The sequence below is a fragment of the Microbacterium sp. UBA837 genome, from assembly GCF_002296025.1.
GTDB lineage: Bacteria > Actinomycetota > Actinomycetes > Actinomycetales > Microbacteriaceae > Microbacterium.
Genome location: NZ_DBHD01000012.1, coordinates 1,836 through 16,153 on the forward strand (window position 1 = coordinate 1,836; position 14,318 = coordinate 16,153).

The 14,318-nt window shown below is 66.8% G+C and carries 16 protein-coding genes; 8 read left to right on the forward strand and 8 right to left on the reverse strand.

From position 1 onward, the window contains the following. Window positions 1–231: 231 nt before the first annotated feature. The 4 genes from B3587_RS01195 to B3587_RS01210 all read left to right on the forward strand — a co-directional run bounded on the left by B3587_RS01195 (window position 232) and on the right by B3587_RS01210 (window position 4,244). Entirely contained in the window at window positions 232–1,518 is a 1,287-nt protein-coding gene (locus B3587_RS01195) for an adenylosuccinate synthase (protein ID WP_292725952.1), read from the forward strand. A 12-nt stretch (window positions 1,519–1,530) separates the two neighbouring features. After that, window positions 1,531–2,556 (forward strand): lactonase family protein, encoded by a 1,026-nt coding sequence (locus tag B3587_RS01200; protein WP_292725954.1) that lies wholly within the window; start codon window positions 1,531–1,533, stop codon window positions 2,554–2,556. Window positions 2,557–2,627: 71 nt separating this feature from the next. After that, window positions 2,628–3,494: a CPBP family intramembrane glutamic endopeptidase gene (locus B3587_RS01205; RefSeq protein ID WP_292725956.1), complete on the forward strand. Its 867-nt coding sequence runs from the start codon at window positions 2,628–2,630 to the stop codon at window positions 3,492–3,494. Window positions 3,495–3,806: 312 nt separating this feature from the next. Continuing rightward, on the forward strand, window positions 3,807–4,244 hold the full coding sequence (locus tag B3587_RS01210) for a response regulator transcription factor (protein ID WP_228179253.1): 438 nt from the start codon (window positions 3,807–3,809) through the stop codon (window positions 4,242–4,244). On the opposite strand, the gene B3587_RS01215 is transcribed toward B3587_RS01210, so the two are convergent. Next, on the reverse strand, window positions 4,241–5,404 hold the full coding sequence (locus B3587_RS01215) for an AI-2E family transporter (protein ID WP_228179319.1): 1,164 nt from the start codon (window positions 5,402–5,404) through the stop codon (window positions 4,241–4,243). The genes B3587_RS01210 and B3587_RS01215 overlap by 4 nt on opposite strands. Before the next feature lie 72 nt (window positions 5,405–5,476). Here B3587_RS01215 and B3587_RS01220 point away from each other — a divergent pair, with 72 nt between their 5' ends. The 4 genes from B3587_RS01220 to B3587_RS01235 all read left to right on the forward strand — a co-directional run bounded on the left by B3587_RS01220 (window position 5,477) and on the right by B3587_RS01235 (window position 9,284). Next, window positions 5,477–5,776, forward strand: a complete 300-nt coding sequence (locus B3587_RS01220) for a chorismate mutase (protein WP_228179318.1) — start codon at window positions 5,477–5,479, stop codon at window positions 5,774–5,776. Between the two features lie 238 nt (window positions 5,777–6,014). Beyond that, entirely contained in the window at window positions 6,015–7,316 is a 1,302-nt protein-coding gene (locus B3587_RS01225) for a quaternary amine ABC transporter ATP-binding protein (protein ID WP_228179317.1), read from the forward strand. Then, entirely contained in the window at window positions 7,316–8,272 is a 957-nt protein-coding gene (locus B3587_RS01230; protein WP_228179316.1) for an ABC transporter permease, read from the forward strand. Before B3587_RS01225 ends, B3587_RS01230 begins: the two co-directional genes overlap by 1 nt. A gap of 94 nt (window positions 8,273–8,366) precedes the next feature. Beyond that, on the forward strand, window positions 8,367–9,284 hold the full coding sequence (locus B3587_RS01235) for a glycine betaine ABC transporter substrate-binding protein (RefSeq protein ID WP_228179324.1): 918 nt from the start codon (window positions 8,367–8,369) through the stop codon (window positions 9,282–9,284). Window positions 9,285–9,371: 87 nt separating this feature from the next. On the opposite strand, the gene B3587_RS01240 is transcribed toward B3587_RS01235, so the two are convergent. The 7 genes from B3587_RS01240 to B3587_RS01270 form a co-directional block, all read right to left on the reverse strand. Further along, window positions 9,372–9,854 carry a hypothetical protein gene (locus tag B3587_RS01240; protein WP_228179315.1) on the reverse strand — a complete coding sequence of 161 codons (483 nt, stop codon included), beginning with the start codon at window positions 9,852–9,854 and terminating at the stop codon, window positions 9,372–9,374. A gap of 192 nt (window positions 9,855–10,046) precedes the next feature. Then, on the reverse strand, window positions 10,047–10,733 hold the full coding sequence (locus B3587_RS01245) for a hypothetical protein (RefSeq protein WP_228179314.1): 687 nt from the start codon (window positions 10,731–10,733) through the stop codon (window positions 10,047–10,049). Further along, the gene (locus tag B3587_RS01250; protein ID WP_292725962.1) at window positions 10,730–11,692 is read right to left on the reverse strand and encodes an ABC transporter ATP-binding protein; all 963 of its coding nucleotides are present in this window, start codon (window positions 11,690–11,692) and stop codon (window positions 10,730–10,732) included. Before B3587_RS01250 ends, B3587_RS01245 begins: the two co-directional genes overlap by 4 nt. After that, a complete protein-coding gene (locus tag B3587_RS01255; protein ID WP_228179312.1) occupies window positions 11,689–12,069 on the reverse strand; it encodes a GntR family transcriptional regulator in 381 nt (126 codons plus the stop codon). The genes B3587_RS01250 and B3587_RS01255 overlap by 4 nt, the downstream gene beginning before the upstream one ends. Before the next feature lie 134 nt (window positions 12,070–12,203). Next, window positions 12,204–13,106: a hypothetical protein gene (locus B3587_RS01260; RefSeq protein WP_292725965.1), complete on the reverse strand. Its 903-nt coding sequence runs from the start codon at window positions 13,104–13,106 to the stop codon at window positions 12,204–12,206. 60 nt (window positions 13,107–13,166) lie between these two features. Further along, window positions 13,167–13,298, reverse strand: a complete 132-nt coding sequence (locus B3587_RS01265; protein WP_267189853.1) for a hypothetical protein — start codon at window positions 13,296–13,298, stop codon at window positions 13,167–13,169. A 9-nt stretch (window positions 13,299–13,307) separates the two neighbouring features. Beyond that, the coding region (locus B3587_RS01270) for an AIR synthase related protein (protein WP_292725967.1) at window positions 13,308–14,318 on the reverse strand (1,011 nt) is incomplete at its 5' end.

Genomic DNA, 14,318 nt, shown 5'->3' on the forward strand with positions numbered 1-14,318 from the left:
GGCCAACCGTTGCTGGCGGAGATGCTCAGGGTGCGCACCAGCTGGCCGACGATTGCCGCCACGCCGGCGGCAGCTGCGAGCAGTCGCAACGCCGCCCACGCGTTGGCCCAGGCCCGTGATCTCAGCATGTGCTCACGATATCCAGCGGGAGCGCGAAAGCCTTCTCGGGCCGGGACGCGACGCGCCGATAGACTCGAGACCTACCAGCTCGTCACCCCGGGGGAATTCGTCATGCCAGGCATCGTGATCGTCGGAGTGCAGTGGGGCGACGAGGGCAAGGGCAAAGCCACTGATCTGCTCGGTGACCGCACCGACTGGGTCGTCAAGTTCAACGGCGGCAACAACGCCGGTCACACCGTTGTGATCGGCGATGAGAAGTACGCCCTCCACTTGCTTCCCTCGGGCATCCTCTCGCCGGGAGTGAACGCGGTCATCGGCAACGGAGTCGTGGTCGACCTCGAGGTCCTCTTCGGCGAGCTCGAGGCTTTGCGCGCTCGCGGGATCGACACCTCACGGTTGAAGATCAGCTCCGCGGCACACGTCATCACGCAGTATCACCGCACGCTCGACAAGGTCACCGAGCGCTTCCTCGGCAAGCGCCAGATCGGAACGACGGGGCGCGGCATCGGGCCGGCGTACGCCGACAAGATCAACCGTGTCGGCATCCGGATGCAGGACCTGTTCGACGAGAAGATCCTGCGGCAGAAGGTCGAGGGCGCCCTCGAGCAGAAGAACCACCTGCTCGTGAAGGTCTACAACCGTCGCGCGATCGAGGTCGACGAGATCGTCGAGGACCTGCTCTCGTACACCGAACGGCTTCGCCCGATGGTGACCGACACCTCGCTCCTGCTCAACGACGCGCTCGACAAGGGCGAACTCGTCGTGTTCGAGGGCGGCCAGGCCACCATGCTCGATGTCGACCACGGCACCTACCCATTCGTCACGTCTTCGTCGGCTACCGCGGGCGGTGCCGCGACAGGATCCGGCGTCGGCCCCAATCGCCTCGACCGGATCGTCGGCATCGTCAAGGCCTACACGACGCGCGTCGGCTCCGGCCCCTTCCCGACGGAGCTCTTCGACGAGCAGGGCGAGTGGATCCGTCAGCGTGGGTTCGAGTTCGGGACCACGACCGGGCGCCCGCGGCGGGTCGGGTGGTACGACGCGCCCATCACCAGGTACGCCACGCGTATCAACGGCATCACCGACCTGGTGCTCACCAAACTCGACATCCTGACCGGGCTCGAGCAGATCCCCGTGTGCGTCGCGTACGAGGTCGACGGGCGCCGCTTCGACGACGTGCCCGACAATCAGTCGGACTTCCACCACGCGCGCCCGATCCTGGAGTACCTGCCCGGCTGGAGCGAGGACATCTCCGGGGCGCGAACGTTCGAGGACCTACCGCTGGAAGCTCAGGACTACGTCCTCGCCCTCGAGGAGATGAGCGGCACCCGCATCTCGGTGATCGGTGTCGGACCCGGCCGGGATGCCGTCATCGTGCGCCACGACCTGGTCGACTGAGCTCTCTCACCCATGCGTTTTCTTGTAGGCGGCTACACGGCCGACATGGAGGGCACTGCCGAGGGGATCGGCCTGCTCGCCGCCGGCGACGCCGACTCGACGACGGGCGGCGTGCTGAGCTGGCGCGGCACCCTGGCCTCGGCCCCGTCGCCGTCCTGGGCGGCGAAGCATCCGACCCTCGACGTGGTCTACGCAACCCTCGAAGGCTCGGGAGCAGTCCAGGCCTTCCAGGAGCGGGGACCCGACCAGTGGGACGCTCTCGGGCAGCCGACCCCTGTCGGCGCCGCGCCGTGCCACATTCTCGCCGGTCGTGAGCGGCTCTTCGTCGCCTGTTGGGGAGACGGCCAGGTCGTGCAGCTCGAGCTGGACACTGACGGCGGCATCCGCGGTTCTGCGACGGCGGATGCGGCATCCGATCCATACGCGGGGTTCGACCACGAGCCGCGGGTCTCGCACGCCCATCAGTCGATCGTCGTGAGCCCCGGTGTCGTCGCTACGACGGACATGGGGTTCGACCTCGTCAGGTTTTGGCAGACGGGATCTCGTGCGCCACGGCTCGTACAGGAGGTGACGCTGCCCCGCGGCTCCGGGCCGCGGCACGGCATCCTGCACCCGAGCGGCCACCTGTACATCGTCGCGGAGCTCTCGTGCGAACTGTTCGTGCTGGCCCCGGACGACACCGGAACGTGGCATCTGGTCGGCGGAACGCCGCTGGGCACGGGGACCCTCGACGGTGACACTGCCGCGGAACTCGCGCGATCTGCCGACGCCACACTCCTCTATGCCGGGGTGCGGGGAAGCAACACGATCGCCGTGATGCGGGTGACCGGTGACGGCGAGACGGTCTCGCCGCTCGCGCTCGTGGAGGCCGGAGTCGACTGGCCGCGGCACCACCTGGTCGTCGGTGACGGTTTGCTCGTCGCGGGCCAGCGATCGAGCGACGTCGCGGTGTTGCCTTTCGATGCTCGCGGGATTCCGGGGCGTGCCAGGACCAGGACCGAGGTCCCTTCACCGACCTGCCTCCTGCGCCTACCGTGACAATCGCCGCAGGGGTCTAACTCCCAGCTCGCCGCCTGAGAGCGGTCACCAGTGCTTGCGCGGAGGTCGAGATGCCGTCTGCCGTTGACACGGCCGTAGCCGGACGCCGAGGGAGCGTCGTCGTCTATCTGGTTGTCGCGTTCGGGTTCACGTGGCTGGTGTGGGCGCCCCTGGTGGTTGCGGCGCTGGGCTCGACCGAGCTGCCGCCGGTTCCCCTCATCTTCTTCGTCGGTTCGTTCGGTCCGCTCGCGGGCGCGGTTGCCGCCAGCGCCTTCAGTGGCGGCTGGCGAGGGGTGCGCGCGGGGGCTCTGCGCACCTTCTCGGTGCGGTTCCGCGGGGTGTGGTGGTGGTGGGCCCTAGGGATGCCGATCGCGTACTTCCTGATCGGCTACCTCACCGCGGCCATCGTCGCAGGCGGCTGGCCCGACATGACGCAGTTCGGACTGACCGAGAAGCTTCCCGGGTGGAACGTGGCAGCCGTGGCCGTCGTGTGGATCCTCACCTTCGGGCTCGGGGAGGAAGCGGGATGGCGGGGCTGGTTGCTGCCGCACCTCGCGGAGCGTCTGTCCACGTTCTGGGCTGCGCTCACCGTCGCAGGTGTGTGGATCGTGTGGCATGCGCCGGCTTTCGTCTTCAACCCGACCTATCGCGAGATGGGCCCCGGCATCATCGGCTGGATGCTTGCCCTTGTCACGGGCTCCTACCTCCTCGCATGGATGGGCCGCGGCGCTGGGTGGAGCATCATTCCCGTGCTGATCTGGCACGGCGGATTTGATCTGATCACGGCATCCGACCAAGCCGCGGGGACGATTGCGGCTGTCGTCAGCGCGATCGTCATGGTGCAGGGTGTGATCGCCGCCGGCATCCTCTGGCGCTCTCGGGAGCGCGGAGGGGCTATGCACTCACCCCGGGCTCCGAGCAAGCAGCGGGGACACTGAGCGACACGGTGCGGTCGCCTGGCCGCGGGGGCGAGTGATCCTGCATGAGCGCCGCTGCAGCGCGAGCGATTGCAGCGGCTGCGATCAGACCCACGAGAAGGTAGTGCCACCACCGCGGCCCGCTCGGTGGCGGTGCAGGTCGTCGCTCGCGCGATCGCTTGCGCCTGTGGATGCGACTCATGCGGCGCTCTCCTCCGGTTGTGGCGGTGTGGCGGCGGGTAGCGGGACGCGCATCGGCGGCGAGATGTGGATCTCTCGAATTCGTCCGCGTGCGGTCAGCACTGCAAGCGGTGTCCAGACCGCGACCTCGTCATGGAAGCTCTTGGCGCGCCACTCCGCCCACGCGAGCAGATGGTCGGGCTCAGCGTCGTGTGTGGAGGCATGGTCGTCGCTGCGGGTCTGGTCCGGATCATCGCGCATACGCCCGGATGGCTCATGGATGAGATCGTCGACCTGTCGGAACGCGGGATGCGCACGGCGTTCGAAGCTGCCGTGGAGAAGGCGTCGGCTGCGCTCGTGGTGACGGAGCGTCCGCGATTGACGCCGCGAGAAGCTGTCGTGCTGAAGGCTCTCGAGTGCTACGGCTCGGTCTCTGACATGGCCAAGGCGTTGTCGGTGTCGCAGAGCACGGTCAAGACGCAGTTGTCAGCGATCTACCGAAAGCTCGGGGTGACCTCGCGTCACCATGCGGTTCCCGCCGCTTACCGGCTGGGGCTGCTGGACCGGTCTGACCGCGTCCAGATGGCCTAGAGTTTCGCGTCCTGCCGAGGGATCACGACCTGCTTGATGATCAGCAGGATGGACGCGGTGATCGGGATCGCGACGAGCGCGCCGAGCAGGCCCAGGAGAGTTCCGCCGACGAGGGCTCCGATGACCACGAGCGAGCCGGGAACCGAAATCGCGCGGTTCATGACCCGCGGTGTCAGCACGTACGCCTCCAGCTGCATGTAGATGAGATACAGCGCGGCAAAAATCAGGGCGGTGATCGGGTTCGTGAACAGCGCGACCACCGTGGCGATGCCCCAGTACAGCACGGAACCGACGAGGGGGATGAGCGTGATGCAGAAAGCGACCACGGCCATCAGCGCGGGGAAGGGAAGTCCGAGGAAGAGGTGCAGGAAGAAGGCGACGACCGAGTTGAAGAACGCGAGAATCACCATCCCCATGAGGTAACCACCGATACCGTCGGTGATCTGCTCGGTCATCTCGGTGACCTTCGCCCGCGCCCGTGCGGGAGTGAGGCGGACGAAGCTGGCCTTGATCGTGTTGAGCGAGGCGAGGAAGTACAGGCTCAGGACGATCACGATGATGATGCCCGAGATCGCCGTCGCGATCCCCGCGCCGACCGCCAGCACACCGCCCGTGATCGAGGCGATGTTCGCGGGGTTGAGGATGAAGTTCTCGACATCGTTGAGGATCGTGCCGATCTGGTCGCCGAAATTCGTCTGCATCCACCCGAACGCGTCCGACTTCTCGAAGTCGTTGATCATCGTCGGGATGTCGCGGATGAACTGAGCCACCTGTGAGATGACCGTCGGCATGATCAGGAGCATGACGCCGGCAATGACCAGGAGGAAGCCGACGTAGACGATCACCATCCCCCAGACCCGTCGCACACCCTTGCGCTCGAGCGCCCGCACGATCGGGTCCAGGCCGAGCGCAGCGAACAGCGCGAAGCTGACGTAGATGATGACGGTCGCGAGGTTCGATACCGCCAGGCCGAGCAGAATCGCCGCCAGTCCGCCCAGGGTGACAGCGAAGCCGACGGCGAAGGGCTGGTCGAGGCCGACCCAGAACGGCCGCCGCTCGGGGGTGCCAGCGGCTGCATCCGCCGGTGCCGAGGTGACGTCGGCGGAGGCATCCTTCGCGGGTGCCGCTGTCGCTGGCGGGGTCGGGCTCTCGTCGCTCATGGTCACACTCTAGGGGGCCGCTCTCTCGGTGAGGGGGAGGCGATACTCTCGACACAGTCCGAAGGGAGTGGGATGACCGAGCCGATCGACCCTGTTACCGACCTGCTACGCCTCCGCGCGACGATCGACAACATCGACGCGGCGCTGATCTTCATGCTCGCCGAGCGTTTCCGGGCCACAAAACAGGTGGGTGTCTTGAAGGCCGAGCACGGTATGCCGGCCTCCGATCCCACGCGAGAAGAGCAGCAGGTGGCGCGGCTGCGCCGCCTCGCCGAGGACGCGGATCTGGATCCCGAATTCGCGCAGAAGTGGTTCTCGTTCGTTGTCGCCGAGGTGATCCGCCACCACACGGAAGCTGCTGACGGGCGCTGAGCTCAAGCGCCACCGGGTGGCTATCGGCGGGGAAGCCTGGTAACTTGGCTCGCTGGGTTCCCCGAACCCGTCGACCCAGTCCGCGGTTGCCGATTTTCACTGTCGGCGAGCGTACGGTCGGTGATCGTGCTCGAATCCGACATTCGACGCCAGCGCATGCGTGCCCGTTTCCGCGTGCCCGTGATCGCCACCCGGGCGTGACCGATGCAGCCAGCTGCAGCGGCTGCCAAGGTGCACAGTGACCACAACTCCTGCGTTAGAAGCGCAAGGCCTTTTCAAGGTCTTCGGCAAGAACCCCCAGTCGGCCGTCAAACGTCTTCGCGCTGGACAGTCGCGCGCTGACGTCGCAGATGAGGGGACCGCCGCCGTCATCGACGCGAGCTTCGCGGTCGCCCCCGGCGAGATCTTCGTGATCATGGGCCTGTCGGGGTCCGGCAAGTCAACGATCATCCGCATGCTCAACGGACTGTACGAGGCAACCGCCGGGTCCGTCACTGTCCGCGGCGAGTCGGTCACCGACACGACGCCCGCCAAGCTGCGTGAGTTGCGGCGCGATCGCGTGTCGATGGTCTTCCAGCACTTCGCGCTGCTGCCGCATCGGTCCGTCGCTGACAACGTCGCCTACCCGTTGCAGCTCCGTGGTGTCGAGCGCTCCGAGCGGCTGGCGAAGGCGGAAGAGATCCTCGCGCTGGTCGGGCTCGAAGGCTGGGGAGACAAGCTTCCCTCGGCACTCTCCGGCGGCATGCAGCAGCGTGTGGGGATCGCTCGCGCGTTGGCAGCCGATCCTGACGTGCTGCTGATGGATGAGGCTTTCAGCGCCCTGGACCCCCTGATTCGACGGGAAATGCAGGAGCAACTGCTCGAGCTTCAGGAGAAGCTGCAGAAGACGATCGTCTTCATCACCCACGACCTCAATGAGGCGATGCTCCTCGGTGACCGCATCGCCGTGATGCGCGATGGCCGCATCGTGCAGATCGGCACACCCGAGGACATCCTCACCGACCCCGCCAACGACTACGTGGAGCAGTTCGTCCAAGACGTGGATCGTGCGCGCGTGTTGACCGCGGCGAACGTGATGGAACGGCCCCGCGCCGTCGTCACCGAGACCGCGGGTCCGCGGACCGCGCTGCGGCAGATGCGCGACGCCTACACCGCCGCGGCCTACGTCGTGGGACGCGACCGCAGGCTCGTGGGGATCGTCACCGACCGTGACGCGATGAAGCTCGTCCAGGCGGGAGAGAAGTCGATCGGTTCGGCGATCAAGCGGGCCCCGCAGAGCGTTCGGGAGGATGAGGTACTCATCAACCTGTTCGTGCCCTCTGTCGAGTCGCCCCTGCCCTTGGCTGTTGTCGACGACCACGGCAGATTGACCGGCGTCATTCCCCGCGTGACTCTCCTGGCAGCGCTCGGGCCAGGAACCGGCGCCACGGGCGAGATCACGATCCCGGTCATTCCTGTTTCGGGGGCAGAGATCGACGAAGTGCTCGCGCAGGTGCCCCATGACGAAGAACACACCAGCGACGCGGAAGAGGTTGTCTGATGGATTTCCGCATTCCTATCGGCCAGTGGGTCGAGACAGTCGTCGACTGGCTGCGAGATAACCTCAGCGGTCTGTTCGATTTCATCACCGTCGTCGTGCGATTCCTCGTCGACGGACTCACCGACATCCTCCTGATCATCCCCATCCCCGCGATGATCGTCGTCTTCGCGCTCATCGGATGGCTCGTGCGGTCGTGGCAGATGGCTGTCGGCACGGTGCTGGCCTTTGTGTTCATCATTGCGATGGACCTCTGGATCCCGACCATGCAGACGCTCTCCCTGGTCCTGGTGGCGACCGTGGTCGCGCTAGCCATTGCGATTCCGCTCGGGATCTGGTCGGCACGAAACGACACGGTACGGACGATTCTCAAGCCGGTGCTGGACTTCATGCAGACGATGCCGGCGTTTGTCTACCTGATCCCTGCCATCACGTTCTTCAGCATCGGGGTCGTGCCGGGCCTGGTTGCGACGGTCATCTTCGCGCTGCCTCCGGGCGTGCGCCTGACCGAGCTCGGCATCCGCGGAGTCGATTCGGAGACCGTCGAGGCTGGCCAGGCTTTCGGCGCAACGCCCTCGCAGATCCTGCGCGGCATCCAGCTGCCGTTGGCGACGCCGACGATCATGGCCGGTGTCAACCAGGTCATCATGCTGGCACTGTCGATGGCGGTTCTCGCCGGAATCGTCGGCGCGGACGGCCTCGGCAAGATCGTCGTCCAGTCGGTGTCGACGGTCAATCTCGCCCTTGGCGTGGAGGCAGGCCTCGGCGTCGTGATCATCGCCGTCTACCTGGACCGGGTGACTGCAGCGCTGGGCAACCGCGCCGACTACCCCTCGTCGCTACGGAGCGTGCTCGCGCGCCGACGGACCGCGCGCGCCACAGTAGCCGCGCAGTCGAGGGACGAGGACACACAGAACCACGTGGGAACGGAGGCACTCCAGCCCACGGGCAGCCGGTGACCACCGGCTGAGGAGGAGCGCGGACACCACGCGGCTTCCCACCAAGAGAAGAAGATACGGAACGAACGAGACATACATGAAGGATGCGTTTCACATGAACAAGCGACACCTCAGCACAGCATTGGCTCTCGGGGCCGTGGCCACACTCGCGCTCGCGGGCTGCAGCAGCGCCTCCGAGCCCAGTGGCGACCAGACCGACGCCTCCGGCGACATGAGCTGCGAGACCGTCACGCTCGGCTTCCTCCCCTCGTGGACGGACGGCCTGAGCACCGCGTACCTGCTGCAGAACCAGCTCGGCGCGCTCGGCATCGACGTCGAGATGCAGACGCTCACCGAAGCGGGCCCGCTCTACGCCGGTCTCGCCCAGGGCGACGTCGACATCTACCCCTCCGCATGGCCTGAGCTCACTCACGCCTCGTACATGGAGGAGTACGGCGACAACATCGAGGACCTGGACGCCTACTACGAGGGCGCCAAGCTCACGATCGCGGTTCCCGACTACGTCGACATCACCTCGATCGAGGACCTCGCGGGCAACGCGGACCGTTTCGGCGGCCGCATCGTCGGCATCGAGCCGGGCGCGGGCCTGACCGCTCAGACCCAGGACGTCATGATGCCCGCATATGGCCTGGACGGCGAGTACGAGCTCGTCACCTCGTCGACCGCCGCGATGCTCACCGAGCTCGGCAACGCCGTCGACGCACAGGAGGACATCGTCGTGACCTCGTGGCGTCCGTTCTGGGCCAACGCGGCCTACGGTCTGAAGGACCTCGAGGACCCGCAGGGCGCCATGGGCGAGCCCGAGGCTCTGCACTTCCTCGGCACCGCCGGATTCTCGGAGCGTTGCCCCGAGGCAGCCGACCTCATCGCCGGCATCCAGCTGAGCGACGCGGACTACGCCTCGCTTGAGGACATGGTCGTGAACGAGTACGGCGAGGGCCGCGAGGCCGAGGCTGTTGAGGCCTGGATCTCGGAGAACCCCAACGCGTTCAGCACCATCATCGTGCAGTGATCCACGGGCACTGACGAGGGGCTCCCGGCCATCTGGCCGGGAGCCCCTCTGCGTGGTTTCGGCATCCGTCAAGGGATGGCGCGTCGCCTATTCGGAGATCGGGTCCACCCAGTAGCGCAGGCTCTCGTCCGCATGGGTCTCTTCGAGCTTGATCGCCCACTCGGCGCTCTGGAAGTACCACTGCTCGACGCCGTCGGAGTCGACGGTAACCTTCTGCTTGAAGCCCATCTCTTTCAGTGAGTCAGCGAACGCGCGCGCCTCGTCGCTCGTGACGCCCGAGTAGATGTACTCCCATGCGCTCGACTCCGGGGTGGCGCTCACCAGGGTGCCGGGTGGCACCGGGAGGCTCGCGTCGAGGCCCTCGGGACGCTCGCCCTGGGGCTCGGCCTCGGGCTCGGCCTCGGGCTCGGCGGGCGCCTCGTCAGATTCCTGGGTGACGGGAGCCATCGCGTCAGCCGTTGCGGCGGAGGCGTCGTCCGCGCCGGTGCCGTCGGCGGTGCAGCCGGCGAGCAGTAGCGCGGCCAGGGCGGCGGCGGCGAGGGCGGTGACGGGGGAACGGTGCGCGGGCATGGGTCTCCTTGGCTCAATGGCGACAGGGGCGTCGACCCGACCGTAGGGGCTCGGCACGTCAGCGTCGATGAGTAAAGATTGCCTACGACGTGCGAGCGGCGACGACAGCGATGACGACGTGGCGGTGGTGCAGGTACGCTGAGGGCTCCCGGCCATCTGGCCGGGAGCCCCGCTGCCTGGTGTCGGCATCCGTCAGGGGATAGTCCGCCGCAACAGCCCGTAGGCGATCCCGGAAAGAGCGACCAGGGTGATCAGCAGCCCGACGGCGAGACCCTCGGGGCCCTGCGTCACGATCCAGCCGAAGACCTGCCCCCAAGCGTTCAGACGACCGATGAGCCACATCGCGCCGACGAGCAGCAGCCCCAGTCCAACGAGGATGACCGTCAGGACGGCAGGCCCGAACCGCTTGTAGATCGTGGCGATCGCGAAGCCGGTCACGAAGAAGGTCATTGTCATGAACAGGATGAGCACCGCGGCCACCGCTGGACCCGAACTCCAGATCCAGTCGAGGTAGAAGAAGTACCCATTGACGCCCCAGCCGGTGGTCGCCTGCTCGACGAATCCGCCGATGACGAAGATCGCCGTCAGGATCGCCGACGTCAGCCCGGCGGTGAGCAGCGAGCCGAGGAAGAACTCGCGGCGCGTGACGCTCATGGCTTGCGAGAACGGGAAGGTCTGGGTCATTCCCATAATGCCGACCGCGAAGAAATACCACAGGGGTGCCTGGGCGCCGCCGCCGTACTTCGGGGCGTCGTAGGGGATCATCGACCAGATCACGATCGAGACAACGAGCGATCCTGCGAGGATGATCAGCGGGATCCAGATGAACGTCTGCCTGTTGACCAGCTGCATGCGGACGACGTTTCCGACGCGGTTCATCGCTGGCCTCCCTTCGTGGTAGTGCGCGTATCGGATGCAGCGGCATCCGTCTCGTCGGCGTGCTGGGTCGTGCGGACGATCAACTGCTGCAGCGATACCGGACCGATATCAAGACCAGCGGCCGTCAGGCGGGAGCGCTCATCTGCGGACAGCGCGCCCGCGATAGTGACGGATGCCACCCGTCCGAGGCTCTCGCGGTGCAGGACCTCCCGCCCCGCGACGAAGGCGTCAACGGTAGCGGCATCCCCGACGATGGCGGTGGCCTGGTTGCGCACATCGTCGGTGGCGGCATCCATGATGATCTGACCCCGGTCGATGACGAGCACGCGCTCGATGAGGTTGGAGACCTCGTCGATCAAGTGACTGGAGAGGATGACGGTACGCGGGTGCTCGGTGTAGTCCTCGAGCAGCCGGTCGTAGAAGATCTGGCGGGCGACGGCATCCAGCCCCAGGTACGGCTCGTCGAAGAAGGTCACTTCCGCTCGCGATGCGAGTCCGATGATGACGCCGACTGCCGAGAGCTGTCCGCGCGAGAGCTTCTTGATGCGGGTGCTCACCGGGAGGCGAAAGTCGGTGATGAGGCGATCGGCGAGCTCCTGGTTCCAGTTGGGGTAGAAGAGCTTCGCCGTCGCGAAGGCATGGATCGGCTTCGCGTCGTCGGGGTAACGCTGGCTTTCGCGAACGAAGCACAGCCGGCGCAGCACCCGAGCGTTCTCGTACGGGTGCTCACCGAACACGCGCACGTCGCCGGAGGTGGCGAAGTTCTGCGCCGTGAGGATCGACATCACGGTGGTCTTGCCCGCGCCGTTGCGCCCGAGCAGGCCGTAGATGGTGTTCTTCTGAATCGAGAAGCTCACATCGTCGACCGCGACAGTATCGCGGTAGCGCTTGGTGAGGTTCTTCACCTCGATCACCGTCTCGCCGGCACCCGCGGGGGGTGCCACATCGTTGATGGTCATTGGTCGCCTTCCGTTGTCGTGTTCTGCGCGTGCTCACGGAGCAGCTGCGCGAGGTCTTCGGAGCCGAGCCCGAGCTTTCGGGCTTCGGCCAAGAGGGGGGTGAGGTAGCGGTCGCGGAATGCCGCGCGTCGCTCGGCGAGCAGGTTTTCCCGCGCGCCCGGGGCAACGAACATGCCGATGCCCCGTCGCTTGTAGAGCACGCCCTTGTCGACGAGCATCGTCACTCCTTTCGCTGCCGTGGCGGGGTTGATCCGATAGAAGGCGGCGAGTTCGTTCGTCGAGGGGGCCTGTGCCTCTTCGGCCAGGCTCCCGTCGACGATCGAGTCCTCGACGCTCTCCGCGATCTGCAGGAAGAGGGCCTTGCCTTCTTCGATCATCCGCGCCTCCGATGTGTTTCTGGGTTAGTTACTCAAGTAGGTAACCACAGAACGCGGGGTGCGTCAACCCCGGCATCCGTGTGGGGTCAGCGAGACCTCGCCCGAGGCGGAGTTGCCGGGGCAAACGGCTTCGGTCAGGGGCGCGGAGTGCGGGACGGGACGGGCCAGATGCCCGGCGCCGCGGGGCCGGGCGGCGGCTCGGATGCCGAAGCAGACGGCTCTGCGGTGGGAGCTGCGGCGGGGGGAGTCGCGGGGAGTTCGAGGGCGACGCGCTCTTCAAGGACGGTGATCGCGTCATCCGAGATCGCGAGCAGGCCGTCGAGCTCTTCGCGCACGCGTCGGTACGCGAGCTGTCGCTCGGCGGGAGTCGCTGCCTGGTCGATTGCGACGCTCAGCAGTTGCTGCGCGGTGCTCAGGCGCTTGCGCTCGTCGGCGGTGAAGGACGAATCGCGGATGCGGCGAGCCTCGCGCTCGGCAAGATCGAAGGCTACCTCGTAGTCGGTGACCGCGGTGCGGTACTCGGTGAACTGTTCCTTCGAGAGCTTGGCGCTCTCGGAGTCGGGGCGGAGCCGGTCGGCGACCTTCTTGGCTCGGAGGAACGCCGCAGTCAACGGCTGTCTGCCGTCGCTCATGGCGGGGTAGGCGATGATCTTCGCCACATCCAGTTCGTACTCGAGCCAGCGCTTGGTCACCGCGTCGTGTGCGGCGAAGAGCTTCTGGAGCGGTGTCACGGGTGCCGAACTCGATGGCGCCGTTCGCGCCGCGGTGCCCATTCCGGCGGCCACCGTGTCCTCGACGCGCTGCGCCAGAGGATCTTTCGGTGCCTTGGTGCCCGGAAGCGTGATGCCGATGAGGGGGCGCCCTCGTGCGGCGGCCTGCGCCGCACGGATCTCGCCCTTGGCCTGCAGGATCTCGAGTCGCCGCTTGTGCCGGCGCCGTGCACCGCGCTCCCAGGCGCTGCCGATCATCCCCATGACACCCATCAGGGGGAAGACGAGCCACCAGTAGTCGCCGAGGAATTGGAACAGCGGTTCCACGCGATCATGCTAACCGCGGTATCCCCCGCCGGGTATGGGGGGGGAAGCCGGAAGAAGAGCTCAGCCGAACAGCAGCGCGAGGACGGTGGCGCCACCGCCCACGAGAATCAGCGAAACGATGACGACCCACGCGACGATCTTGATGCGTCGCTGCCGGGTCTCGCTGTAGACGTTGGTGTCGTCGTCGGACATGCGATCAGTCTAGAGGGCGGGTTCGGCGATCGTCGGCCCGAATGCGGCCGGCAGCGTCGCCCGCGAGACCTCGCGCAGATCGGATGCCGACACCGTGAAGAGTCCCTGTACTTCGAGGCTCGGGTCTGCGCCATCGCCGGGAGCATCGGTCACGCCGATACGCAGCACGGGGTAGCCGCGTCCCTCGCACAGACCGCGGAATTTCACGTCATCCTCGCGGGGGACTGAGACGAGCACGCGGCCGGTCGACTCCGAGAAGAGGGCGGATGCCGCATCCACGCCATCGCGTTCGATGATCTCGTTCAGCCAGACGCGCGCACCGACGCCGAAGCGCATGACGCCCTCGGCCAGGGCCTGCGCGAGCCCACCGCTGGAAAGGTCGTGGGCGCTGGAGATCAGGCCCTGCAGCGCGCCCGCGTGCAGTAAATCGGCAAGCCGACGCTCGGCGGCAAGGTCGACCGCCGGAGGCCGCCCGCCGAGGTGGTTGTGCACGGTCTGCGCCCACGCCGAGCCGCTGAGCTCGTTGGCGGTGACCCCGAGCAGGTAGATGTTCTCGCCGGCATCCTGCCACCCCGACGGGATGCGACGAGCGACGTCATCGATGATGCCGAGCACGCCGACGACCGGGGTGGGGAAGATCGGCTGGTCGCCGGTCTGGTTGTAGAACGAGACGTTGCCGCCGGTGACCGGGATGCCCAGCTCGAGGCATCCGTCGGCAAGGCCGTCGACGGCCTGCCCGAATTGCCACATGACCTCGGGGTTCTCGGGGCTGCCGAAGTTCAGGCAGTCGGTGACCGCGACGGGCTTGGCGCCGGTGACGGCGACGTTGCGATAGGCCTCGGCCAGGGCCAGCTGCGCACCCTGGTACGGGTCGAGCTGGCAGTAGCGCCCATTGCAGTCGGTAGCGATGGAGAAGCCGAGGCCCGACTCCTCGTCCACGCGCACCATGCCGGCGTCGTCGGGGAACGAGAGGGCGGTGTTGCCGAGCACGTAGTAGTCGTACTGGTTGGTGATCCAGGA